The organism is Alteromonas sp. S167, from assembly GCF_036864375.1.
Lineage (GTDB): Bacteria > Pseudomonadota > Gammaproteobacteria > Enterobacterales > Alteromonadaceae > Alteromonas.
Genome location: NZ_JAZETR010000006.1, coordinates 128282 through 154252, shown reverse-complemented (window position 1 = coordinate 154252; position 25971 = coordinate 128282). Strand labels below are relative to the sequence as shown.

Below are 25971 nucleotides of genomic sequence, written 5' to 3'. Positions count from 1 at the left end.
TTCGTATAAATTCACGATTCCTTTATTTGCGGGATCGTAATTTGTGAATTACGTTTATTACACACAGATCAAAAACAACAAGTTGTATGGCCATATTTAAAAAATCTTCAAGTAAGTCTAACACCGTAAAGCTAAAACCATGGAAGGTGGCCATTATTGATGACGAAGCTGATGTACACGAGGTTACCAAACTTACCTTACGTAAATTCACCTTCGAAAATCGCGGCCTCGAATTCTTATCTGCACATAGTGCAAAAGAAGGTATTGCACTTTTCGAAGAACACAGAGACATAGCCCTTGCATTTGTTGATGTGGTCATGGAAACCGACGATGCAGGTCTGCGCCTAATTGACGAAGTGAGAAATGTTCAAAAGAACTTTTCCACGCGATTGATATTAAGAACGGGACAGCCCGGGCAGGCACCCGAAGAGGATGTGATAAAGCAATACGATATTAATGATTACAAAGCAAAAACAGAGCTTTCATCTTTAAAGCTCAAATCATGCGTATACTCTTCTATTCGTTCTTACCGCGATATCAAAACCATAGAAGCGGGTAAGCGCGGTATGGAAGAGGTCTTAAAATCGTCTTCTTCTGTATTGGAAAGTCAGTCATTGGCACAGTTTGGATCTGCCGTCTTAAAACAAACCTTAACACTGCTAAACCTTAACAACTCGGTACTTTATATTTCAACACAGCACACAGACCTTTATGGACATACTAAAATGACCGTGCTGGGTGCTAGCGGCGATTTAATTGGGTTATGCCAACCTGGTATTTCGCAGGAAATTCCGCCCGACATAGAAGCTGACGTAAAGAAAGTGCTTGAAACCAAAGTGCACTATCAGTCGGACGAGTTGTTCATTGGTTATTACCCCTCTGGCAAGGATGGTCATAACATCTTATATATCAAATTGAACGAACCACTGGATGTAGTTAAACGCAAAACACTGGAAATGTTTGCATCGAACGTTTCGGTTATTTTTCAGAACTTAACACAGAAAGAAGATATCCAAGAAACGCAGAAAGAGTTAATTATGGTGTTAAGCGACGCCATAGAAATGCGTAGTAAAGAAACCGGCGGTCACGTAAAACGCGTTATTCTTATGACTGAGTTTTTAGCTGAAAAACTGCATATGACAGAGGAATTTATTGAGACGATACGTTACGCGGCAGCGCTGCATGATGTTGGGAAAATAAGTATCCCCGAAACGATTTTACATAAGCCTGGCAAGTTAGATCCTGAAGAATGGGAAATAATGAAAACCCACGCGCAAAAAGGCTACGAACTGCTGGCTGATTCAAATCGCATTGTGGCGAAAATGGGCGCTATCATAGCTAAAACGCACCATGAACGCTGGGATGGTAAGGGTTATCCAGAAGGATTAAAAGGTGATGATATCCCTGTAGAGGGCAGAATTATGGCCATTGTTGATGTGGTTGATGCCTTACTTTCCAAACGGTGTTACAAACCCGCATGGAGTGAGGAAGAGGTAAAAGCGTATTTGCAGGAAAATGCCGGTACACAATTCGACCCCCTCATTGCTCATGTAATGTTAGAACACTTCGATAAAATTCAAGACATTCGCGCCCAAGCACCGGACGAAGATTAATGAAAGAAGCACTTGAACTTATATTACTTAGCGTTGGACAAAGCCCTGATATCGATAACGGTGAATTATCGGTAGCTACCGAGCTTATTATTAACTCGGTGTGTAAAGGTTTAAACATTACACGTGCTGGTATTTGGTTGTACGACGACACCCAGTCTTCGATTCGCTGCAAGCTTTTAATCGACAAAGGCAACAACCTTGATGATGAAAGCTTAGTGCTAAGCAGAACAGACTTTCCACAATACTTTGCAGCACTAGACGCTGAAAGAAGTATAGCCGCTCACGATGCCCTTACCCACCCTGCCACTATTGAGTTTGCAGAGGTTTATTTATCGCCATTAAATATCAGCTCAATGCTTGATGTTCCAATAAGGCATAGAGGCAAAATGATCGGTATCATTTGCTGTGAGCACCAGGGAGAAGGCCGCACATGGCACGATGATGAAATAGTATTTGCGGCATCGCTGGCAGATCTTTACGGGCGTGCAGTGAGTGCAAAAGAAAGGTCTGATTATGAAGCACAACTTGTTGAAGCTAATCATACGCTAGAACAAAAAGTACTTGAGCGTACCGCTGAACTTGAAGCAACACTTAAAACGTTGGAAGGCGCACAGGAAAAGCTGGTTGAGTCAGAGAAAATGGCGGCGCTTGGAAATTTAGTGGCAGGTATAGCGCACGAAGTAAATACACCACTTGGCATTGCTTTAACATCGGTAAGCAGCTGTAAAGAAGAGTTACAGACTATTTACCAAGACTTTGAAAACGAAGAGCTATCAGAAGATGGTTTCAAAGAATTCAATGAAGTGTGTACAGAAGGATTAAACCTAGCTGAATCGAATTTGTTGCGTGCCGCAAAGTTAGTACAAGACTTTAAACGCACGTCGGCCGATCAAACGTCACTTGAGATCGAAGAGTTTGTGCTTGATGAATATATTCACAGCGTTTGTAACCCGTTAAAACCAATGCTGAAAAAAGAGCAGATTGCGTTGGATATAGACGTTGCGCCGGATATCACCATAACCGCTTGCCCAGGTATTGTGGCGCAACTGTTAACAAACCTAATATCTAATGCACAGCGCCATGCTTTCTCAGATACCAACAACGAAGTAAACAAAGTTAGCGTAAAGTGTGTTAAGCAAAACGATATGATTGAACTTAACGTTACTGACAACGGAAAAGGTATTCCTGATAGTTTACACAAGAAGGTCTTTGAGCCATTTTACACCACCGCAAGAGATAAAGGCGGCACGGGGCTGGGTATGAACATACTTTATAATTTGGTAACGCAAAAACTGAACGGCACCATCGACCTAGCATCAGCGCCTGGTGAAGGAACGTCAGTGACTATAACATTGCCTATGGTGAGTGGTAAGTAACAAGCGGTTAATAGTAACCAGTATCTCCCCAAAATTAATAAAGGCAAAGTTATTGGAACGGGAACCTTATGATGTGCTAAGGGCGGCTATGAAAGCCTACGCCCCGCATTCCGAAAGCACATGTATAGGCGTAAAAAAAGCACCGTAATGGTGCTTTTTATTTTATCTTTATTTCTTTTAACGCTTTTGCTTTGAACATTGGGGCTATTGCACTGGCTTTACGTGTAAAACCCCTACTTCTACACGCACCACTTCAACCGTGGCACCTTGTGCGATATTAGCGTTTGATTTCACCTTCCACGCTACACCTGAAAAACGCGCTGTTCCTGGCTGCTCTGGGCTGATATCCGACTCAACATCAAACGTAGTACCAATCCAGTCAGACTTCACTTCTTTTGGCGCACGGTCTTGCTGAAGCATTTTCAGCGGACGCCATACGATAAGGGTTAGCACAGCGTCTAGTACCGCAATAACCACAAATGCTGACAACAGAGACTCGTCAATAATACCAAGGTACATCAAGCCCGATGCAATCATCATCGAAACGCCAAGCGTTAACAACAAAATGGTAGTAAAGCCCATTACTACTTCAAGAATAAGAAGCAGTAAGCCCAAGCCAAGTAGAAAATGTGGAAGATTTGTTAGCATATTTTCCATAGCTACGCCTTTTTGCCTATGGTATTGGCAATAGTCATTGCCTGTGCCACTACATTACCAATCTCAGTGCTGCCATCTGGTAATAACACCACAGACGATTCTTTCGCAATTTTCTCTTTTGCCAAAATAGCGCCTTTCGCTAAATCTAACTGCACCGCTTTTTGGCCTTCTTCTGTGGCAGCTGCCCTACCAACGGTTTCAATAGCTTCTGCATCGGCTTTAGCTACACGAATAATGGCTTGCGCTTCACCGTCAGCTTTTAATATTTGCTGTTCTCTGTCTGCTTCAGCGGCAAGTACGATGGCTTGCTTATCACCTTCAGCACGGTTAATAGCAGCTTGCCTGTCGCCTTCCGATTCAAGAATTTGAGCACGCTTTAAACGCTCAGCTTTCATTTGCTGTTCCATGGCATCAAGCACTGAGTTTGGCGGGTTTATGTCTTTCAGTTCATAACGCAAAACCTGCACCCCCCATGGCGCAGCAGCCTCATTAAGCGCCGACACAATATTGGTGTTTAATAAGTCACGCTCTTCAAAGGTTTTATCTAATTCCATTTTACCTAGTTCAGAACGCATAGTGGTTTGTGCTAACTGAGTTACGGCAAACACGTAGTCTTCTACACCGTAGGTAGCTTTGTAAGGGTCTACTACCTTGAAATACAGCACACCATCAACAGAAAGCGTAATGTTGTCTTTAGTAATAGCGGATTGCTCAGGCACATCACCCGCTTGTTCTTTCAAAGAGCGGTCAGCAGACACCGTATCGATAAACGGCACAATAAAGTTTAAGCCAGCTTCAAGAGTAGTGTTGTACTTACCGAAGCGCTCGATAATATACGCACGGTTCTGAGGTACAAATTTAATGGAAGATTTTAGGCCGATAACAATCAGCACAAGAAGAATGATTTGGTACGAAAACACGTAGTCTAGTAACGTTTCTAATTCCATTTACAAGCTCCAGTGAGGAAGTAAAACAACAATGTTCTTGGGATGTTATATCACAAAATTGAGTTACGGCTAGAGGTTTAATTGTGAGAAAACGTTACGAACTCAGAGGTAATTGTTTGACTTTAGGAGTATCAAGCAGAGAAGTTGGTCGGTGTGAGAGGATTTGAACCTCCGACCAATCTAATTATTTCTCAGTTTCATAATTAATTTAAAAACGAGGGGAAGCTGTATAGTTAAGCTCGATTTTTTCATGATTTACTCTCTAATTAACAACATAACGTTCTTTGGACAATCTTGTTAAAACTTGCCCGAACGTAATCTGATGTCGCTCGCAGAGCGCGCATAATTCATTGCCATCAATAACGGTAACGTTAAGTTTACCGGCGATTTCACGTGTTGTTTTCGCTAATTGCCTAGCGTTGGTAATAAATATCTGCTGAGTAATTTTCCGCCCTAAATGCTGACCATAAATTGCATTAGCGTTGGATATTTCCTGCACTGCATTGTGGCCCTTATAAGCACCTTGCTTATGTTTCGCCTGAATTAATATGGCTTCGCCGGCAAAGGTTAACACACCGTCGGCACCAAAATCTGAACCGTCTTTGGTTAGCCACGCACTGTCAGCCTGATATTCACGGGCGAGTAATTCTAACGTTAGCGCTTCAAACTGCTTCCAACTTAAGCGTGGCATATCCTCAAATGTGATTATGCTGTCAGCACCAAGGCTATGCTTGTCGGAGCCCGTTGGATTAGGCATGACCTCGCCAGGTGTCACAACAGCATCTTTAAGCATAGACTTTTGCGATAACAAGTGATGCAGGTTAACGTCGAAAGATTCAAAGCTGGGGTGATGTAGTATGGGCACGTAAATATTTACGTCTTTTTTCTGACCGATACGAAATACTCTATCGGTGGCTTGTGCTTCTTTAGCCGGATTCCAGTGTCGTTCGAAGTGGATAACGTTGTTAGCTCCTACAACAGTTAAGCCCACACCGGCAGCTACTGGCGACATGATAATTACGTTAAAGCCTTCTTTAGCCTCAAAGTCTGTGATCATGGATTTACGGCTTAAGGAACCGACTTTTTTTACGACCGCTTTGGCATCGCCATTGATAATATGCAATGGTCCAAGCCCAAAGTGGCTGCCCAGCGCAATACTTAAGAAACGTTGCAAGCGTTTATTTACCGCAAAGATAATACACTTTTCGTTTCTGGATTTGATATCGTTAAGTACTTCGATGGTTCGGGCCATTTTGGCGGATTCATCGAACAGAGTTTTGATTTCACGCTTTGATGTCGGCGCGTCTAACCGGCCTCCGTCTGCCAAGCGTGGATGCAGAGAGCTATCACGCAAGCGCATTAAGGTGGTTAGCACGTGACTGTTTTCATCTTCTAACTGCGCTTCTATAGAGCCTTCGTACACCTTTTGCTGATAGGCAGTCATCATGGCATGTAGTTTTGGTTCGTATTGCCAGTCACTTGACTCTATCCCCACCAGCATATGCTTTTGCGGTAGACCTTCGAGGTTATCTTCTTTTACGCGGCGAAGCATAAGTGCCCCCACCTTTTCCCGCAGTTGGCGCCCAAGGGTTGCCCTAACTCTATCGATTTCATCCCCCGCTGCTTGCAGGATAGGCGTTATATAGGTTTGCCTAAACGTTTGATAAGAATCTAAATAGCCGGGACAAGCGGTATCCATTAAACACCAAAAATCGGCGAGGCTGTTTTCTACCGGAGTACCTGTAGCCAGCAGTTTGAATTTGGCTTTTAAGCCCTTGGCAGCACGGGTTTGCAATGCATTGGGGTTTTTAATATTTTGCGCTTCATCAAACACCGCTAACCCCCAGTCAATTTGAGACAGGGAAAACTGGTAATCACGCAACGTTTGGTAGGTGGTGATCACCAAGCGGCGCGGTAAATCCAAGCGATCCGGCCCGTATTTTTCGCCGAATTTAAGGGAATAGCGAGGTTCGAATGATTCCTCATCGATATTAGAAGCTTTGGTTTCGGTACTGCCATCACGGAAGCGGTTTAGATCGCCGTCTGACTGTAAAATAACAATGTCTCTGAAGGGCGATTCATTAAAAGTTTCGGCGACTTCGTCCTTCCAGTTTTCCAATAAGCTTAGCGGAGCAATAATTAGTGTAGGACGACAAGTTTCACCCGCTTCTTCGCACAACCGGTAGTAATGCTCCGTAGCAGAAAGCGACATAAAGGTTTTACCCAGCCCCATGTCGTCTGCCAGCAATGCACCATTAACCAGCTCATTCTGGCGTGCCATTTCTTCTAGCCCGAGGATCCATTTAACGCCCACTAGCTGATGCGGGAACGGTGTACGTTTATGATTCGACCAGTCGAGTTCTTCACTATACAGCACATCATTGAGCGCATCTTCAACCAGCTTAGAAGGGCTGTCCAGTTCGTCATCATTGAGGGCAATATCGATAACGATTGGGCCATCGTCGATATCAACGTCATCATCATTAGGTCCGTCTGGAGAATTCGGCTCTTTTCCGCCGTCATCGTCTGGCTGGTTGTTAATTTTGTCTTGCAGCTTGGTGAGAGTTTGCGTTACGTCGGCTTCACTACCGATATCGTAATTTTTGCCCTCAAAGACAACTTCGGTCGCACCTGTTGCTTTGGCATCGATAATAACTTGCAGAAGTTGCGCAAGATCTTCCTGTGTTTTAACTTCTTTATTTACCGCACTTATAGGCAGGATTTTTCCGGCAACATGGCTCTGGCCAAACCAATCGATTCCCGACTCGTCGGTTTCACCAAAGTAAGCGTGTTTAAATCGAGTGGCCCCTTTTACCCGAAGGGCAAAACCGACATCCAGATCAACAAGCGACGCATCCAAAAACGCTCCGGGGGCTTTTAAAAACTGTTGTACCTGAGAACGCGGAATGGCCCGGTGGCTAATTATTTCTTTGGCGGCTTTGGCGGTTTTCTCGTTAAAGAGAATAATTTCGTTACCTACTTTTAAGGTGCGGCCATTTTCGGCTTGTAACTGCCCTAATACACGCTGAAGTTTATCGTGATCGGTCTTTTGACCCATACTTGGGGTAAGGATAAGATTACCGTAAGCATCGAGCTCAGCTTCTACTGCAACTTTGTCAGGTACATGTATATCCAGCTTATCGAAGTGACTAAGCGAAAGTTTTGCACCCGCCTGTTGAGCTTGCTGCAAACTATACAATAGCAAAAGATTATCCGATTCACTTTTAGCTGACCCCGAATGTTCAGTAAGTGCGGTGAAAGCGTCGAACATTGCTTTATTTAGCGTAAATTGCGTGTCACCAAAAGCGAGAATACTCCCATTTTGTTTGTAAGCTGCCGTCATGCGGCCGGAAGGAGACTCTACATTTACTGTAACTTTAAAGGACTCACCTGAGGTAGTGCCCTTAATATCTACGGCGGCCTTACCACTCCATCTTGTTGGCAAATTTAATAGCTGGAAAACATCTTCATCTAACGCCGCGACAACATGATGGGGCACAATAAATCCGTGAGGGATTACTTCGGCATTGCCCTCTTCGGCGAGCATTTGTAAGGCAACAAACTGCGCTGTGAGATATTCATCTGCTCCACCGGATTTGATTTTATTAAATTGGTATTCCGGGCAGTAAAAATCGATACTTTCATTGCTGATTTCAAAATCAAACTTTGCGCTTGAGTCTTTCACACTGAACAAAGATGAAATCCAATTTTTCATTATCCTACTCCGTACATCCGCTTATATTTTTTATAATCTTCTTCGCTAAGCACATCGGAAGCTTTTATTTGAACACCCATCTTTTTCAATGCATCCACTGACTTTTGTTGCCATTTAAAAGTGTCTGAAGAAACATGTGCAAAATGGTCAAATACACTGCATCCACGAGCGTACATTTGACGGCTCATGCGCCCCGTTAAATCGTCGTATCTTAAGCGTTGTTTACCAAACTGTAAGACAGGAGCCGTTTCATGTAGGTTTTTATAAAACCAAATCTGGCAGTTATGACTTCCCTCTATCATATGCCCTTTGGTTAGTTCCGCATAAATAATAGAGCGATCACCATCTTCAACGATCGAGTAATCAGGTACATGTTCCGGCCGGTAATTTTCGCGAATATATTTATCCGCTTTTTTGGAGAGATAAAGTTTAGTATGTACAATCGTGCCAGCCTCGTGCATCCCCTCCAAAAAGTGTTTGCGAGACGGGAACATGCGCATCATGTCATCGTCACGGGTACTTTTAGAGTAATCTTCTAGCGCTTCGAGGAATAGTTTGAGATCCAGTTTGGATAACCAACTCTGTACTTTTTTACTTTGTTGCGGGTTTAGCTGGCTCCACCATTTAATGTAACGCGGGTGATTTTTGGGTACACGAGGATCGCCTGCAATCGCTATGACGGCATTTTGCCAGCTCTCGTGCACATTTTGTGTTGGCGCTCTGTCGATTAAGATTCGCAATGCCAGGTGACCGATAAGATCCTCTGAATCGTAACGGCTATTAGCAACAGTTTCTCTACTGATTTCTTCAAGTAACTCGTGCGGTTGATTTACCGGAATATTCTGAAGTTGCTCCACAAAATACACTGACTGAGCCCGCTTAACAAAGTCACCCGAGGCGTATTGATCGAACCCCCAGTGCTTTACTTGTTGTTCGAAGGTTGCTTCGCGCTTAATTGCTTGTTTAGCCAAGAATGTTGGGCCATCAGCACATAGCACTTGTTCCTCCAAACCTTTCTCCAATCCTTTACGCTTTCGCTCTTTACACAACCAGTCACCAATGACATCTGGATCTGATATGGCATCAAAATCACTTAAAAAATACTGAAAGAGTGATTCAATAAACAAATTACTGCCGTTAGGGATAACAACCGAAATATTACTGAGGAGTTCTCGATCGATATTAATAGCGCTACGAAGCTTTTGATTTGCAGTTAAAGCAATTGATAGTGCGCGTACATCAAATCGATTATCGATGCGAAATTGATCAAAGCGGTTTCTTGATAACAGATTAAAAAGCTTTGACCATGCCGCTTCAAATTTGGGATTATCCGTACCTGCCTTTTTCGCAATCGCTTTGTGCTCAGCAGTTAAAGCTTCGAGCACTTTCATATTTTTACGATAAGCTTCATCACTTAAGAAGAACTTCATTACTCGCTCCACATGTCCCAGATTCTTTTAGACATCTTTGGCTTTTTCGTAATCTTCAAGCTTGGGCTTTTTGACTGTAAAGCGGATATCGATTCGGCGATTGCGAGCTCTTTGCTCTTCTGTTTCTTCGATTAAATCGACTCTGCGCGTATCGGCGTAACCACTCACTGAGAATAGAAGCTGGCCATTGAAGTTTTGAAGTTCATTCAGTTTCGGTTCTACCGGGATCTCGGCTTGCCATAGCTTCCAAATCGAAACCGCTCTGTCGGCAGATAGCCCCCAGTTACGCTTCCCACGATAGTAAATATCAACACTGTCCGTATGCCCTTCCACAAACACGGTATCCAAGTACTTCCATCGCTCGTTGGTAATAATTGCTTTATGCAGTGCGATGCCGATAGCTCTGACTTCTTCCCGTGTTTGATCATCTTCTGGTAGCGTATCTTTTGCAGATTCAAAAGAAAGCGTACTTTCAGGGATCCGAAGAACCGTATCGTTTTCAACAATCTCAACATGAATGTTTTGTTTTGCCAATTCTTCCTGAATGTCGATAAGAATGTTTCTACGAGCTTCTTCTGCCTTTTTAAGCTCTTCAATACTGGCATCTATTTTTTGTGACTTTTGGGTAAGCTCTATGATAAGCGCCACCGCTGCCAGAATGAAAATAACCAGTAGCCCAGACATCAAATCAGAGAAGGACATCCAGTATGGATTTTCTTCATCAACCTTTGAACCACCGCGATTGAATAACCTATCCATGAGTTACCCCAATTTAACCTGCATCTCATCAACAACACTGGAAAGAGCTTTGACCGCATTATTCATTTGCGTTGAATAATCGGTAACGGATTGTGACCAAATTTTTAAATGATCTGCCGTCTGGCCGTTAGCTTGTATCGCATAGTCTTCGAGCATCTGGGTCATGTTGCTACTGAGCTGGTCTACTTCGCCTTTTAGATCGCCTATGAACTCTTTCTGAGTTGCTTTGAGTTCAGAGAATGTTGAACCAGCACTTTCTATCAGGCCTTTGAGCTGTGTAGTTAACTCACTGAATCGCGAAACATCTCTCATTAACTCTTCGCGTAGGCTTTCCATTCTTTGTGCAGACATCTGATTTTGGTTTGCCAAATCAGCCGTACTTTCCACCGCTTCTTTAATCGCACCAGACAGCTTATTACCTGCGTCATTAACATGAGAACTCAAGACACGCATATTATCAGCAGAAACACGCAGTTCAGTTGAAGATTCGCGCATGGCTTGTGTAGCTTGCGCACTGGCATCTACAGTAGAATTAATGCTGTTTTGCAACGTTTGTCCTTGTGCTATTAATTGTTTAACAGTAGCCACTTGTTCGGCTACCGACTTTTCCACTGACTGAAGGATTTCGTTTGAAAGTGTGGAAATAGCTTGAGTTTGTTGTGCAATCTGGGCATTCCGTTCAGATTCCAATTGTGAAGAACGCTGCTCTCTTTCATCAAATGACTTAGTCAGGCCACTAAGCTGCGTCTCAACAAAGGTACTCAACGTTTCACCCTGTCTGCGCGAGTTCTCTACCAGCTCATTTACCTGAGATTTAATCGTGCTCACCAATTCTTCATCTCTTTTAGCCGAAGCCTCTTCGCGAGATTTCATTTGTGTAGACATTTCATCAATTTGATTTTCTACAAAGGATGTGAGCTTATGATGAATTGCTTCCGACTGAGATGACAGACTATTCACCTGATTTGAAATATCAGCGATTAGGGCTTTTTCACGTTCTCCTGAATCTGCCTGTGTTTTCTGTAGTTGTTCAACAAAGCTGTTCATAGTGGTTTGCATGGAATCAACAGACTGGCTAACTTTAGATGAAACATCATCTAATGCCTGACGCTGTTGGTTACCCACTTGTCCGAAACCATCCATAAAGCTTTCGAGTAAGCCTTCCAGTGCTTTTTGATTCCCTTCGGAGGTCTCGTCTACCAGTTTGTCGATAGCAGGCGCCATGATCTCAGTAAGGCTTTTTTCTAAGCTGGACTGAATTCCCTGAGTTGCTGTAACCATAGCGTCCTGCATTTTTTCGCCTATCTTTTCAGCTAAGCCTTGCAGAGCTTCTCGAGATTCAGAACTATTTTCAGATATTTTCTGAAGTTGCTCTTCTGGCCTAATTCGCGGGAAAAGCCAATCTACACGGTCCTCTATTACCCTTATTTTACGTCGTATTAGCTGTTCACCTAGTTTTTCGAAAAAGTTAAAAAAGACACTGAGTGCGACACCCCAAACTGAAGTTAGAAAGGCAATTTTTGCACCGTTTACAACACCAGCTACACCTTCTTGCATTTGATCTACATCGACTCCAGCACCTAATTTTAAATCGGCGAGACCTAGCTGGAGGCCCATAAATGTGCCGATAACGCCGAGCGCTGTAAGGAAGCCAGGTACAGCAGCAATCAAACGATTTTCAGTCACACTTCGAGCTAACGTGTAGGAGTTAAAAAAGTGGCCTGCATCTAATGTGTTTCTCAATTCGACGTGATCGCCCTTTTGAATCTCGACCAGAGTTTCGTCAAACTCCAGCCATAAAAAACCAATGCCTTTGTCCTTCTTTTTGGCCTGAGAAAACAGCTGCTCTCTCATGTCAGCCACATCTTCACGGTCTAGTGGTTTGAGGCGGTTTATGAGCCATGTTAGTTTGAACCACGTCCTAAAACATTTATAAAGGAAAAAGAGAGCAAAAACCGTAGTAACAAATAGGAGTAAAACTATAAAAGCGGTGCTTAACTCTGTTCCGGTATTTGGAGAAAAAGAGAGTTTTGAAAAGTCTGGGATTAACCAAGAAAGCTCGATATGCTTTTCATTTGCCATTATTGATTCCTTTTAATAGCCGCAAAACTTCAAAAAGCTGAGGGGATCCTCGAACCAAAAATATACTAAAGTATTAGTGAAATTGACAAATTAATTTTTTGTATTGCGAGATAACAATCCAATAAGATAAGAACATGGAAGTACTCATGAAAATAGATTAAAAGAGTTACCAAGAAAAGGGGAATATCAAGCAGAGAAGTTGGTCGGTGTGAGAGGATTTGAACCTCCGACCCCTGACACCCCATTTGTTGTAGCGGATATCAAATAAAACCTGAAAATAACTTTTAAATCAAAAACTTAAAATCACAACTAAACTTAAATAACAACTCAAAATCCGTAAAACCCCAAAAAACAGCAAACATCGTAAAAACAGTAACTTACAAAACTAAAAGCACTGTATTTTGTGACACCTATTTTTTAAATTAGGGACATAAAAAAACCGCCGTTTCGGCGGTTTTTAGTATTAAAGTGTAATCGTGGATGGAGGTACTCGTTTGAATTTTTCATGGCCTTCCTTGTAGCGCTGGGTCATCCCTAAATCTGAATGTGCTGCACGGTTCATCGTAATTTCTTCGTCCCTAGCCTGCTTATCATGGAGATAAATTGCAAGAGAACGAATGCCGTGAAACCCTGGACGATCTCTTCTATCTTCGATGTCCGAATACAACTGTAACGAATCCCGTAATTTCGAAAACTCTTTACTCAAATAGCTAGGCTTCAGTTGCCATGGGTGGTTAAAATCATCGGAGTAATTAACTTTGTGGTAACGTTTTTGACGGTGAACAATGTAAGGGCAGCTTGGCTCCTTACCCTTAACGAAAGCCTCACCTAAATCTTGCACCGAAACCTTAATCGTAGCCATCATTTCGTCAGTAATCGGAATCTCAACTCTCGAAGCAGCAGTGTGTTGGTTCTTCTCGCGAGAAATCCACATCATGCCATGGACTAAAAGTTCTTGCGGAGTATCTTCGCTAGGCTCTAAATAGGTTTCTGTTTCAGTGCAATACACCTTAGGACTAGAAAAATAGTGACAGTCTGAATATTTCAGATTCACAACCTCATTAACCGCGTGACAAGTTTGAAGTGAAAGCATTATTGCTGTTCTTAGAAATGGCTCAGCTTCGTCAGCCATCATTATAAGGGCATACTTTGAGATACGAACTGGCGCTTTTAATTTAGCTTTTTTAGACTTTTTCTTAATTTTTTTGTCATTCGCGCAGTTTCGTTCCATATAGCTCAAGTCCGTAAACTCGGCAAACACAGTTCTTAAAAAATGAATTTTTCTATTTCGAACGTTAACTGACGCATCTGCGTGATACTCATTAAGATACTCGTTCACATCTTCTAGGGTAATATCTTTAGTGTAGTAGTTTGCGAAAAATTCGATAAAACGAGAACAATCTCTCTCAAATGTTTCCAGTGTATTTTTAGATTTACCTTCGTTCTCTTCATCAAGGTTTTCTTTGATCTTCGACCATATCTTATATATCGATACATTGTACTTATCTGAGCGATGCTTCAAAGATTCTGCGCTGTTTCGGTTTTTTTCATTAAACTCGACAACAGACGCTCTAATATCGGAAAGTTTATATTCGATAGGAAAGTAAGTGTCCTTTCCTTTTGCATTGCGATAAAAGTAACGGATTTTGCCTCGCAATGGGCGTGAATAAAGTCCTAACGGCAAATCTGTATTTTCAATTTTTCGTTTACGTCCCACTATCACCAAATCCATCAGTTAGCCCCCATGAGGATATTGAAACACTCATCCTTAGGAGATTGGTATGTCATTGACTCATGCGTATCATCAACGTGAACTAGCCAGATACCGCCCCTTTTAGCACCTTTCAGCACACCGCTCTTAATCCAATTGATCACGGTTTGCGACGAAACAGGGTCGTCGGACAAGTATTCATTGATGTACTTAGCAACTCGAATTTTTCTCATTTAGAACATTACCTGCTTCGTTAAACTGAGGTCATGTTACAAAAAAAGTTAAATTTTTCGATGCAAGATTATGTGCTTTTGTGGACGAAAAGGTACTTTTCACAAACAAAGTTAAAATAAAGTGTTGAACTTTATAGTAATAAAAAATTAAAAAAATTTTGAAAAAAATCTCAACACTTTAAAAACTATAATCAAGCGAAGTTTGCTAAATAATAGCTTATGAGGCCTATAAAAATGATTTTATTTAATTGAAATATAATGAAAAATATGGCATTTTCAATTTCATTGACTGCATAGTCAGCAACAATGTAATTGCCTTCACTTGATATTTAGCTCACAGCCTCAGGATTTATAAAATTCCACCCAATATCGGTAATAGTTCCAAAGCAGATAAAACGGTCAGTGAAAAATCTTTTCGAAAGATTGGTGCTAATTCAGGGGAAAGATCAGGTGCAGCTTTTATGTGGGTTGCTGAAATGAGAAGGTTGCAGGAGGATGCTTCATTCGAATTTCGTCATCATACATTCATCGGACTGAAAGGCTGGACTCTATTTTTTGCTCTCCGGCACAACGCTAACTTGCAAAATTTGGTGGAAAGAGGTGTTACCGACCCAGGGTGATGATTAGAGCACCCTGGGATGCTCTATTTACGAAGATAAAATAAGATTATTTACATGCTCTAGGTACACGGCACTCACAATTAGACGGAGCATGATATGCATGACCACCACAACGTGCAGCAATGTTACTATTTCGCTCCATACATCGCGTTTGTGAAATATTTTCAAAGTGCTTTTCATACAACTTAACGGTTTCGTCAATGGCATTTTGCAATGAACGTTGGTCATCTGTTGCCGTAAATTCCAAAGTACAGATAATGATGCATAAAGTAGCCGAATATTATCTCACAATCCTTCTGGTAAGCTTTCGTGTCTAGAATATGTCGAAAATTATACAATCTAATATCTATTTGCTGAAAAAAGTTTACAAAACGCTAAAAATTATTATCCTGGAGCAAAGTCTTAAAAGGAAAAGATGTAGTTGGAAAAGTCAGTCAAGGTTATTGATATATTTGCTGGGCCTGGAGGATTAGGAGAAGGCTTTTTTTCTTATGAAGACGACAACGGTAATTTTCCATTTGATGGTTTAATATCGGTCGAAAAAGATCTTCACGCACATGCAACACTCACATTGAGAGCATTTTATCGCCTCTTAATAAAAAACAATCTGGAGATTCCCGAAGAATATTACCAATATGCCGATGGTAAAGTAGACTGCCCGCATACGTCTGCAACAAAGGAACTATGGGAGCAAGCTAATAGAGAAACGCTTCAACTAGAAATGGGACGAGATCAGAAGGCCGATATAGAACTATTTCGAAGTATTGAGGAAAGCTGTGATGACCAATCACCAAGAGTTTTAATTGGTGGCCCGCCATGTCAAGCTTACTCTCTGGTTGGCAGAGCAAGGAACAAAGGCAATAAAGAGTACGTGCCAGAGAAGGATCATCGGCATTTTCTGTATAAAGAATATCTATCGATTATGGAAATATTTTCACCTGATATTTTTGTTATGGAAAATGTTAAAGGTATGCTTTCATCAAAGATTAATGGTGGAGCTGTATTTGACCAAATAATCAAAGACCTTGAGTGTTGCTCGGCAGGGTATTCACTATATAGCTTAAAAACTGGGAAGAAGTTTATACGGGGAGAAACAAACCCTAAAGACTTTATATTGTGTTCAGAAGATTACGGAGTACCGCAAAATAGGCATAGAGTGATAATTCTTGGTATCAAGAAAAAAAACGGGCAAGATTTAGACTCAATAGAACCACTAAGACACTCCCCCAAAATTAGCGTCGGTGATGCCATTGGAGATTTACCAAAGTTAAGGAGTCCACTATCGAGCAGAGGTAAGCGCTTTAATAAAGATAGTTTGAACGCATGGAAAGAAAACGTGCTCACTGGAATTAATGAGCTAATAAATAGCGGTAATATTGATGATGAACTAGTTATCAAGCTGAAGAACAACTTAAGGCTATTAGAACAGAGTGATTTTGACACTCGCTCTGTAGCTCAATACCATCCAAGTAAGTCTCCAACGGTCTTCGACGAATTCGTAAAGGACAGCCCTTTATCGAACGTCAGATTACATGAATCTCGTCCACATATGGACAGCGATCTACTGCGTTACTTTTTCTGTGCATCATTTAGAGACGTTTATGGCCGAAATGCGAGAGCTGACGATTTTCCTGACTACTTAGCACCAGACCACAAAAACTGGAAAAGTGGTAAATTTGTTGATCGGTTCAAAGTTCAAAACTTCAATAGCCAATCAAGTACAGTAACTTCCCATATCAGTAAAGATGGGCACTATTTTATACACAGCGAAGCGAAACAATGTCGCTCTTTAACTGTGCGTGAAGCAGCAAGAATACAGTCATTTCCAGATTCATATCAGTTTATGGGAAAACGAACAAACCAGTTTCACCAAGTTGGAAATGCCGTGCCTCCTCTTTTAGCAAGACAAATCGCTAAGGTCTTATTAAATCTGCTAAACGGTGGGTCGGAATGAACCACCGCCAACTAAAAAACTAAATCAGTTTTTAATTTCTGGAATACTAGGGCTTGGTCTTTCAAAATTAGTGTTTTTTATATCGTTCCAACACTGCTCTTTTTTTGCCCATTCAGATAGCATTTTTTCTCCTGAAGATTTTTCCAACTGAACCTTTACAACATGTGAAAGTTGAACCAAGTAGACTTTAAGCTCTTCGCTAAGAGCTTGTTGTTTCCATATTAATTCTAAATCGAAGCTTGATCCTGCCAACCTCGACAATACAGAAATAGTATAATTTGCAATATTCCCTTGAAATGCTTCAAAAGCTCTCCGGCAAATTTTTTGAGTCTCTTTAAATAAGATAGTCTTCGCTACAGACTCTTTAAAATAAGATTGGTCAACTTCAATTTGACTCTCTTCAACATAGTCCATAAACGCTAAAAAGTTCTTCTGGCCTCCCAAACTCACAAAGTGAGGCATTTGTTCCCACGCAAAAAGAAATTTAGCTAGATCCGTCTTCGTAATTTTTCTAGATGTCGGAACTTCTTTTTTCAATTTGGACAGTTTAGCAGGTGTCACTCCATTACGCGCTAGCATAACATTATAACTTCCAGCGGATCTTTCATAGAACCAACGAGACATACCATCTGGACAAAATATAGTGTTCGCTAGTTTTTCAAACTCAATATGAAACGGCTTATTCGAGCTTAAATCCGCTTGTCTTACAACATTCTGACTATTTGCATACTTTGAAATATCTGCTATCAGTGGCTCTGAAATATCATCATTCTTGACTACAATTATTTTGGCTGCGATTTTTACTTTTGATAGATCAGTATCTTTATATTTTCTTTTTGTAAAATATAAAGATGCCGTTGATTGCCCTCCATTTACAACTTGAATCCCCTTTAGCCATGCAAGACCAGAAGAGCCATCAGGGGTCTTCTCCAAGCTTAGTTCATCAACAACCATCACGACACCGTTATTGTATGCCATAAACCTAGTGGGTTCTTCCAATAAAGTGTCTCTTATTCCTTTATTAACCTTACCTCTTTGCGATAAAAATGAGCGAACATTAGTTTCAAGTAGCCTATCACCATAGCGCTCATACAGATATTTTAAAATTTCCCCTGGGAGGGCGGTTAAAGCATAGTCATACTCTTCATTTTCATTCGGAATATAGATACAAGGAATAGCAGCGCCGTACTTTTCTACAACATTAAATACAATTTCATCTTTTGGCTTTCCCGCACTCAGATGGTTATACAGGCGCTCAATATCTAAAACTTCAAGTTGAATGGTTTTGCCTGTTATTTCCCGCGGCGCAAATCTTTTTGACTTTGTTTGACAGTCTGTTAGAACGAATAACCTAACTTGCTCTAACTTCGTGTATAAATCTTCTAACAAAAGAATTAAGTCATGTACATCGAGATTGGACGATACTTGCCCAGATAATTTACCCTCAGCACATTTACCTATAAATCGAAGGCACTGTTCAGCCAGTTTTTTAACTATCGAGTCTGGTAGAGGGGTTATTTCATTAGCTCCCACATAGTGACTAATAAATAGGTCTAGGGCATCACCATCCTCAGAAAAGGCATACCCTGACAACTTTAGCTTTGCATTACCCCACGTATCCTCGTAGTGGCAAACTGTCGCTTCGTTAGACATGCCTATTTCTGACATGTGAGCCATAACCATTTCGGTGAAAATGCTCTCAGCGAATTTCTCTGAAGAATTTGGTTCGGATTGTGCAGTACGAACATCATTGTAAATTTCCACCAAGAACTCATTAATATCCACTATAAATCTCCATATATTTTTTCTCCCGTTACAACGAAACTTTCTAGTCCGGCTGTAGAAATCACGTAGCTCGCACTGACTATTTGCTTGTCAACAACAGCAGCTGTAAGTCGTGGAAAAAACTCATCAACTTGTAAAATCGTGTCATTCCTAATCGAAAACTTTTTTGTATATAGATTTTTATCGAAGTGCGAGTAACCAACTAATGCAAGCTTCGAAATAAAAATATCCCGACTAAACTCAGATTCAAACAATTCTAAGCATCTATCGACTAAAGTTGGCAATGTTTCGCCTTCGGAAACTTCATCTAGTTTCAAAATAGCTAAGTAGAGAGGACATTTCTGATTCATTTCTAATTGTTGCAAACTAGAAATTTTTATTTGACCCTCATCACTTAAAATACTTTTAACCTCTAATTCAAAGCTTTCATAAACAAAGTCTTTATTGTTTTTCTCTGGCCCTTTCCAACCGTTCATCCATACAGCTTCGTTAGCAAAGCGTTCTTTTAATGACTTGAAAAGTAAAAGCTCCCCAAATAAGCCTATTTGCTCTCTTGTAGATAGCTGTTTTGGAGACTTCTGTTTTAAAAAATTCAACCAAATCCTTATTCGTTTATCTACTCCATAAAAAATTTCACGTCCTGGCTTGTGACAAAGCTTAGATATTGCCTCAAGAATATCATTTGTGATTGTTTCGAAGATACTAAGTGAGCTATGTAAGTTTCTTGAGATAGTGACAGTGAGTTCGCCACTGGCACTATGAAAATACTTTATTTTTAATCCTTCGACATCAATAAACTCTTCAAGTTTATCGTCATAAAAATTCTTGAACTCAACACGAACCTGCTCTAATTGGTGAGGGTGTTCGACCCCCAAAACTATATTGCAAAATGCATGTTTCTGCCAAAGCGAAGACACTACTCCTTTTCGATTAGAGCCTTTCTCCGTAAGAAGATTCCAGCCTTGTCTTAGTTCCAAATTATTCTGAGCCGCCATACTCTAAATTCCATTCTTGCTGAAGTACATTGTTAACGATATATGGAACTTTAACTCCAGAATTACTCGCAGGGAAACTTACCCCAAATGCAGGGACTAAGTTTTTATTATCCGGCTCTAGTTGATTTTTATTTCTAATTTCTAGCATGTATAGGATTAACAAAGCTTTAGTTCTATTCGCGTGGAGTCCTTTGCCCTTAACGTATCTGATATTTGTATTCTTCGGAAAACTGGGTTGCTCACCTTGCATTCCTTGGTTTTTCCAAGTTTGTACTGTTAGGCTCAGCGCTTCTTGATATTGCAGTTCAGTTGTACCAAGCAACTCATGTTTAGGGTCTAGCAATCTACGAATAGAAATCTTGCGGTCGTCAGACGTCAAAAGCTTTGCCCTTCTCGAAGCATGTAAAGTTATGTCGCCTAAACTAAATGTTTGATTACTTTTGTCACCACCTGCTATCGCTATTGTCCAATTTGTAAGCTCACCTACACTATTCATTTGTTCAATAAACTTAGAGATCAAGGAGCTATTTGATTTATATGAATCTGGATGCGTCTGATATTGCTCTAAGAAATTGATCACTAAATCGCTTTTTACACCGTCGAAGATTATGCCATTAAATTTTGATTCATAATTTGTATGACTATAACCAGATTTAGTAATTAAATTCGGTGGAATATCATTAATAAGAGCTTCCATAGCAGAAGTATTTGATTTTATGATATCGGCCACATTACTAAATGCAACCGTCTCTGAAGTATCACCACTAAAAGAAAGTTTGAACTCTTTTGCTGCTCTCATTTTTAAAGGGGAAGTAACTAGTAAGCCAGGGTGACTTTGAACTTTAAGGCCGTATTCATGTGGCCGCTGATTTTTAGCCACCATGATATCAAACTCCTCCCTTAATTCCTCGCTAGCTATGGCTATCTGAGAAAACCATTCAGTCAGATCATCGGTTGTATATAGTCTGCACAGATCTAAATATCGAGGCCTATAACCGAACCATCTTCCCATTTGCATTAAAGTGTCGTACATTTTGCTGGCCCTGAGAAAGTAACTAGTCATAAGTCCCTCTAAAGTTAAACCTCGCGAGAGCTTATCACCACCTATAGCAATTACTTTCAGTCCAACCTCTTTGAACTCCTCATACATGAGCGCATCTTTTGCAAGACCATTTATAGTTAAGATGCGAATTTCATTTAAGACACTAAGTAAGTTTTCCTCTATCACGTCGAACTCTGGTAAACATTTAATATCAAAGTTTTTAATATTAAATTCTCTCTCTTCAACGTTGTCCTCTGGGAGCAATGCCTCATTTACTTTTTTAAAATCTCGATTCCAAAGCTCTCTCATAGAATCTAAAATGTCTTCTTGGCCAATTCCTCTCGCTAGTTTCTGTTTTAAACTCTTAACATAAGTAGAGACTTGTTCACTAACTATACCTTGAACATTATTAAATCGCGTGACATGTACCAACATCGACCAGTGTTCATCACCATCACCTCTATATCGACGTGTACAACAAGCTAAAATGAAAGAATGGATTGCTTCTTTTAGCGATGGCGGGAGTATCGCTTGAGATTCATACAAGGGTATATGATTCGATTTATGCTTATTGGGCATCCAACCTATTTCAGGAGCGTCCTTGTTATCTACATTGTCAGTGATTGATCTAGTGAACAGCCTTTGGCCTTTTTCGGAAAAAACAAACGATGGGCCGACATAATTAGACGACGCAATCAAATTTACGATAAAACTATTGGGAAATAGATCTTTTCCTTCTCTCTTCGTTTCATTTTTATTATGAATGAAAACATTGGCGAAAGGAGTGGCTGTATATCCAATATATGCCTTTCTAGAGAAAACGTGCATTATTTGTCTTATAAGACTGTTTATCGCTGTTGGATTATGTTCCGAGTCTACTTCATCATCTTGTGTATAAACTTGTTCTTTTGTGTCAACAGACGCATTATCAGCTTCATCGTCGATAATAAGAAGAGGAAGTTTATCAACTATAGCCTTACCCGTTTCTGAGTCTTCTGAATCCGTTACCCTCTTCTTTATCCAGTTTAATAAATGCTCCAATACACTCTTATTTTTTTTAACAACGAATATCCAAGGTTTTTCTTCTGGAGAGATTCCTTGGATTGATTTAGCTTTTGATTTATTAAAGTCTCCTTTCTCAGACCGATTTGTCGCTGCGTTTGGCTTTATCCCTGGTGCCCTAATGTTACCGACTCCAATACTTCTTCCCGTTTCACCATCTTCATCTGTTTCGAACCCAAGAAAACCAGACTCTAATCTTAATTGAGTTTGTGCTCTCAAATTATTATGCAAACCAGCTAATACTATAATTATTTTATAGCCCGCGTCGGCAGCCTTGGCTACTAATCCAGTGTAGTGCCCAGTTTTTCCAGATTGAACATGACCTACAACTAAGCCTCGCCTGTCCCAAGATTCGTTTCTACAAGGGTCTTCTAATTGCTCGATAACTCTATCAGTGGAGTCATCAAGATTTTCGATGGTGCTATCGTCTAAGTAACCTTCTAGATATTCAGCATAACTAGGCCAGTAACTCCAACCAGATTTCTTTTCTTCTGTTAACCAAGCAATGTGATTAGTGGGATCGGATATCACCTGAACTTTATAATCCCATTTACATGTACTTATCCTTATCGTGCTAACAATTTGCTCTTCATTGACTTGCGCGAGCATTGCTGAGGAAACCTTTCCTTCTATGTGTTCGGATAAAAATTCTTTAACTTTCGCACGGACAATTTCGTCCCTCTCTTCCAATGAAGGGTTTTCAAACTCCATTAGAGCGAACTCGACTATGGGCGAGACTGCTTTGATAATCTTTTTGTTAATATCCTTCATAATTCTTCCTTTAAACCATCGGAAACTTCATCAATAATTCCAGAATACTGAGAAAAAATTGCATCTTTCTTAAGTTTTTCTTTTGCCTGTTCAATCGACATCTTTTTTATTTTTGTCAATCGCAACAAGTGAATTTTGATATCTTTTATACCTCGCTCCGACAATTCAGAATACTGTCCTTTTGGGCTTATATTTTGCTGAGTAATGACCTCGACAGAAATAGGTACTTCTTTTTCTAACTGCACGAGAAGACTCTGAAAATATTTTGATTCTTCACCAGTAAGAAAACCAAGAACTTTCTTCACTAATTGATGGTCTCTGTTGATGAGAAGTGGTGCCAGACGTTCGTTTTCTTTAGTGAGCCAAATATCTTTATCCTTGCTTCCCAATGTTCGAATGGTTTTTTTTCTGGCCTTAGGAACCTTTTCTAAAACCCAAGAAATAAACTCTTTTACTCTTGAGGTTACTTCTTTGGGAGGCTGTGCATTGGTTTTTGCAATATCTATAGACCATGTAAAATCGAGCTTGTTTGTAATGTCTATAGTCAAGTTTATGTTTCGGACATCAAGTTGAATTAGGTCTTTAATTTTCCCTGAGCATATAACCCTACTACCACGATAAATATAAAAGAGACCAAAATTACTCTTGATTTTTTGACTAATTTCATAACCATAAGCCTTTAATTCAATAGGCATACTGCTAGAACCAACATTTTCAGTTGGTGATATATAAGAAGCGTTTTGTGGTGTAACAGGGTTATTTGGGAGAACTTTTCTGCCATTAACCGTAAGTGCGATTTGTTCTTCCAAAAATCTGTGAAATGTCTTCGCTATATGACTTTCCACCTTATCGACGAGATCTAAAAATTCACTTTCACCAACACCAACTTTGTATATAGCATCCATCTCATCCCAAAAAACCACAGTTCCCTTTTCATTCAAAAGGTCGCTATTTTCTATATCCTTCAGATCTTTAAGTTTTATCAAAGCCCAACCATTAGCGCTCTTATTTTCAAGTTCATTAAGATCCCAGCGAAATAAATTGGTTGCTTTATCAAGTTGCTTAGACATCACTGTTAAAACTTTGCATTGAGCTAGACTTGCACTTTTTAATCCGAGTCCAAACCTTCCCAAATCGTATCCTGTGCGATCTTCCGATACGTTACTCGATGCAAATGTCATAGCAGTTAGCAACGATTGCTCTGACATACCGTTTCCATTGTCTGAGATATAAAAACTGGCTTTTCCATTATGCCAATTAAATTGTAAATCAATCTTAGTAGCTTTTGCGGCAATCGAGTTATCTATCAAATCAGCTACAGAAGACTCTAATGTGTACCCGATGCTCCGAAGTGAACTGATAAGGTTTATTGCTATAGGAGGAGCATCAATCAGCTCGTCTTTGTTACTCATTAATACTTTCTCCATATGCCGTAGGAGCGCTATCTATTAATAGGCCAGCTTTAACTTCCAGCTTTTCCAAGGCCTTCGCTTCTATTTGTCGAATTCTTTCCCTCGTCACTCCCAACTCTTGACCTACTTCTTCGAGTGTTCTCTCATAGTTACCATTAAGACCAAACCTGTATGTTATTATCAGCTTTTCTTTTTCTTTCAGAGTTTCGCCCTCGAAAAGCTTTTCAATAAACTGTACGCTATCATCGTTAGATTTCGGCTCATAAATTTGCAAGTTGTCTATGTTCTCAATTTCCTCCCTCCAAAACAGCATCTGATGAAATGAAGACAACTCAGATATAGTGATATCTGTTTTTAGCGATATTTCATCAAATTCAGCTTCTTTCAAAGTTTCAGACGAAAGAGCTATTCCTTGCTCTCTGAAATAAAACTGCACCTTTTTGACTTTTTCGGCCATGTGAACAGGTACTCTAACGGTGCTGATATTCGAATCTATATACCTAGTAAGTGCTTGTTTTATCCACCAAGTAGCATATGTTGAAAACTTGTACCCTTTTCTTGGTTCAAATTTATTTAATGCTGAAAGTATTGCAATATTTCCCTCTTGGACTAAATCCAAATAGTCATCGGCATAAAATTTTTTATACTTTTTTACCAAACTTATAACTAGACGTAGATTACTGAGTTGAAACTCAGAAACTAACTGATGAATCTCTTCAATAACACGCTGTAATTCGAAGGATAAGTCGCAGGTATTTCGTAAAAGCCGAATAAAACTTAGAGGTTTAATAAAGGCCGTACGTGTTGAAAGCATCGTATCAAGGCTGTCTTTAACAATGAATTCTCTATTTGAATCAAAGTCAAAAGATATGTATGGATTGTCACGCTCTTCGTTGAACTCGGTGCTTATGTTTTCTATAACCTCTTGGTATTGCTTATTATCTAAGCCAAATAATAGCGCATAACAATTATTTTGAATCTTGAGGGTAATTGAGCTTTCTTCATGAGCTGACAACGGTTTACAAATGTCTTTTGCCAGATCACCAAAATATCCATAATAGGCAGGATTTGATAGCTTAGGGTTTGATGAATTAGCTAAAAAGCTATCTAGCGCTTCGAGCCAATCATCAAAATTTTCAATATCTGAATCTAACTTTTCTATCGCGATTAATAATTCAGAATCGTCAAAATCATCACCAAAAAGCTTTTTGAGTTCTTCGCTCCTGAGGTTTGGATTGACATCACTACTATAAAACTTTCGTAAAGAACTTTTATTTTTGTGTATAAACTTAGAAAAGTTTTGAGTTAGAGAGTTTGCCTTTGGTAAGAGTTCAGACGAGACTTCATCCCAAAACTCTCCCTCTTGACTGAGCGTAACTGTACTTACTTTCTTATCCAACTCCGCAATTGTTGATAGGATTTGAGAGTCACTCGCTTGGAATGTTGTATCATCATCATCACTTTCCCAATCAGAATATTGAGAAAGCTCACGGCCATTTTGTAATGCGATGGCTGGCTCGACTTGTCCTTTAGAATCTAAAACTAAGGCAAGCTTCTCATAATGTTCAGCTTTTTTGTTTATTTTCTCCAACTGTTCGTCATTGAGCGACTCCAAAAGCTCTCGACCAAACTTATCAAACAAAAATACCAAAATTTTTAATTTATTTAACTCTAACGACTTTGAAAAAATTTTCTTTATTAGCTCATCTTGAAAAGAGCAATTAGATGTGTACTTTTGAATAATAGTTAGACTTTCAGTTTTTATCCCTATGCTTATTAATCGATTCATACTTCCTGACCTGAATGC

16 protein-coding genes are annotated in these 25971 nt (G+C 40.1%); 3 read left to right on the top strand and 13 right to left on the bottom strand.

The window, feature by feature from the left end; genetic code table 11:
* Positions 1-86: 86 nt before the first annotated feature.
* Complete coding sequence (locus V7R35_RS11065) at positions 87-1613, top strand: DUF3369 domain-containing protein (RefSeq protein ID WP_334014887.1); 1527 nt, start codon at positions 87-89, stop codon at positions 1611-1613.
* Entirely contained in the window at positions 1613-2989 is a 1377-nt protein-coding gene (locus tag V7R35_RS11060) for a sensor histidine kinase (protein WP_334014886.1), read from the top strand. Before V7R35_RS11065 ends, V7R35_RS11060 begins: the two co-directional genes overlap by 1 nt.
* Before the next feature lie 204 nt (positions 2990-3193).
* On the opposite strand, the gene V7R35_RS11055 is transcribed toward V7R35_RS11060, so the two are convergent.
* The 8 genes from V7R35_RS11055 to V7R35_RS11020 all read right to left on the bottom strand — a co-directional run bounded on the left by V7R35_RS11055 (position 3194) and on the right by V7R35_RS11020 (position 14523).
* Positions 3194-3646 carry an NfeD family protein gene (locus V7R35_RS11055; RefSeq protein WP_334014884.1) on the bottom strand — a complete coding sequence of 151 codons (453 nt, stop codon included), beginning with the start codon at positions 3644-3646 and terminating at the stop codon, positions 3194-3196.
* Between the two features lie 2 nt (positions 3647-3648).
* Positions 3649-4593, bottom strand: coding sequence for a slipin family protein (locus V7R35_RS11050; protein ID WP_334014883.1), 945 nt, complete (start codon positions 4591-4593; stop codon positions 3649-3651).
* A 262-nt stretch (positions 4594-4855) separates the two neighbouring features.
* On the bottom strand, positions 4856-8308 hold the full coding sequence (locus V7R35_RS11045; RefSeq protein WP_334014882.1) for an SNF2-related protein: 3453 nt from the start codon (positions 8306-8308) through the stop codon (positions 4856-4858).
* Complete coding sequence (locus V7R35_RS11040) at positions 8308-9738, bottom strand: EH signature domain-containing protein (protein WP_334014881.1); 1431 nt, start codon at positions 9736-9738, stop codon at positions 8308-8310. Before V7R35_RS11040 ends, V7R35_RS11045 begins: the two co-directional genes overlap by 1 nt.
* Positions 9739-9765: 27 nt before the next feature.
* On the bottom strand, positions 9766-10497 hold the full coding sequence (locus V7R35_RS11035) for an OmpA/MotB family protein (protein ID WP_334014879.1): 732 nt from the start codon (positions 10495-10497) through the stop codon (positions 9766-9768).
* 3 nt (positions 10498-10500) lie between these two features.
* The gene (gene zorA / locus V7R35_RS11030; protein ID WP_334014878.1) at positions 10501-12579 is read right to left on the bottom strand and encodes an anti-phage ZorAB system protein ZorA; all 2079 of its coding nucleotides are present in this window, start codon (positions 12577-12579) and stop codon (positions 10501-10503) included.
* Positions 12580-13042: 463 nt separating this feature from the next.
* Positions 13043-14311: a hypothetical protein gene (locus V7R35_RS11025; protein WP_334014877.1), complete on the bottom strand. Its 1269-nt coding sequence runs from the start codon at positions 14309-14311 to the stop codon at positions 13043-13045.
* Positions 14311-14523 (bottom strand): helix-turn-helix domain-containing protein, encoded by a 213-nt coding sequence (locus tag V7R35_RS11020; RefSeq protein ID WP_334014876.1) that lies wholly within the window; start codon positions 14521-14523, stop codon positions 14311-14313. The genes V7R35_RS11025 and V7R35_RS11020 overlap by 1 nt, the downstream gene beginning before the upstream one ends.
* A gap of 1041 nt (positions 14524-15564) precedes the next feature.
* On the opposite strand from V7R35_RS11020, the gene V7R35_RS11015 reads away from it, so the two are divergent.
* Positions 15565-17097 (top strand): DNA cytosine methyltransferase, encoded by a 1533-nt coding sequence (locus V7R35_RS11015; protein WP_334014875.1) that lies wholly within the window; start codon positions 15565-15567, stop codon positions 17095-17097.
* A gap of 24 nt (positions 17098-17121) precedes the next feature.
* On the opposite strand, the gene V7R35_RS11010 is transcribed toward V7R35_RS11015, so the two are convergent.
* From V7R35_RS11010 to V7R35_RS10990, 5 genes are read right to left on the bottom strand one after another with little or no spacing between them, the layout of a single operon-like run.
* Complete coding sequence (locus V7R35_RS11010) at positions 17122-18882, bottom strand: AIPR family protein (protein ID WP_334014874.1); 1761 nt, start codon at positions 18880-18882, stop codon at positions 17122-17124.
* Positions 18882-19877, bottom strand: coding sequence for a PD-(D/E)XK motif protein (locus V7R35_RS11005; RefSeq protein WP_334014873.1), 996 nt, complete (start codon positions 19875-19877; stop codon positions 18882-18884). The genes V7R35_RS11010 and V7R35_RS11005 overlap by 1 nt, the downstream gene beginning before the upstream one ends.
* Complete coding sequence (locus V7R35_RS11000) at positions 19861-22752, bottom strand: Z1 domain-containing protein (RefSeq protein ID WP_334014872.1); 2892 nt, start codon at positions 22750-22752, stop codon at positions 19861-19863. Before V7R35_RS11000 ends, V7R35_RS11005 begins: the two co-directional genes overlap by 17 nt.
* Complete coding sequence (locus tag V7R35_RS10995) at positions 22749-24164, bottom strand: ATP-binding protein (protein WP_334014871.1); 1416 nt, start codon at positions 24162-24164, stop codon at positions 22749-22751. The genes V7R35_RS11000 and V7R35_RS10995 overlap by 4 nt, the downstream gene beginning before the upstream one ends.
* Positions 24157-25953: a sigma-70 family RNA polymerase sigma factor gene (locus V7R35_RS10990; RefSeq protein ID WP_334014870.1), complete on the bottom strand. Its 1797-nt coding sequence runs from the start codon at positions 25951-25953 to the stop codon at positions 24157-24159. The genes V7R35_RS10995 and V7R35_RS10990 overlap by 8 nt, the downstream gene beginning before the upstream one ends.
* Between the last annotated feature and the right edge of the window lie 18 nt (positions 25954-25971).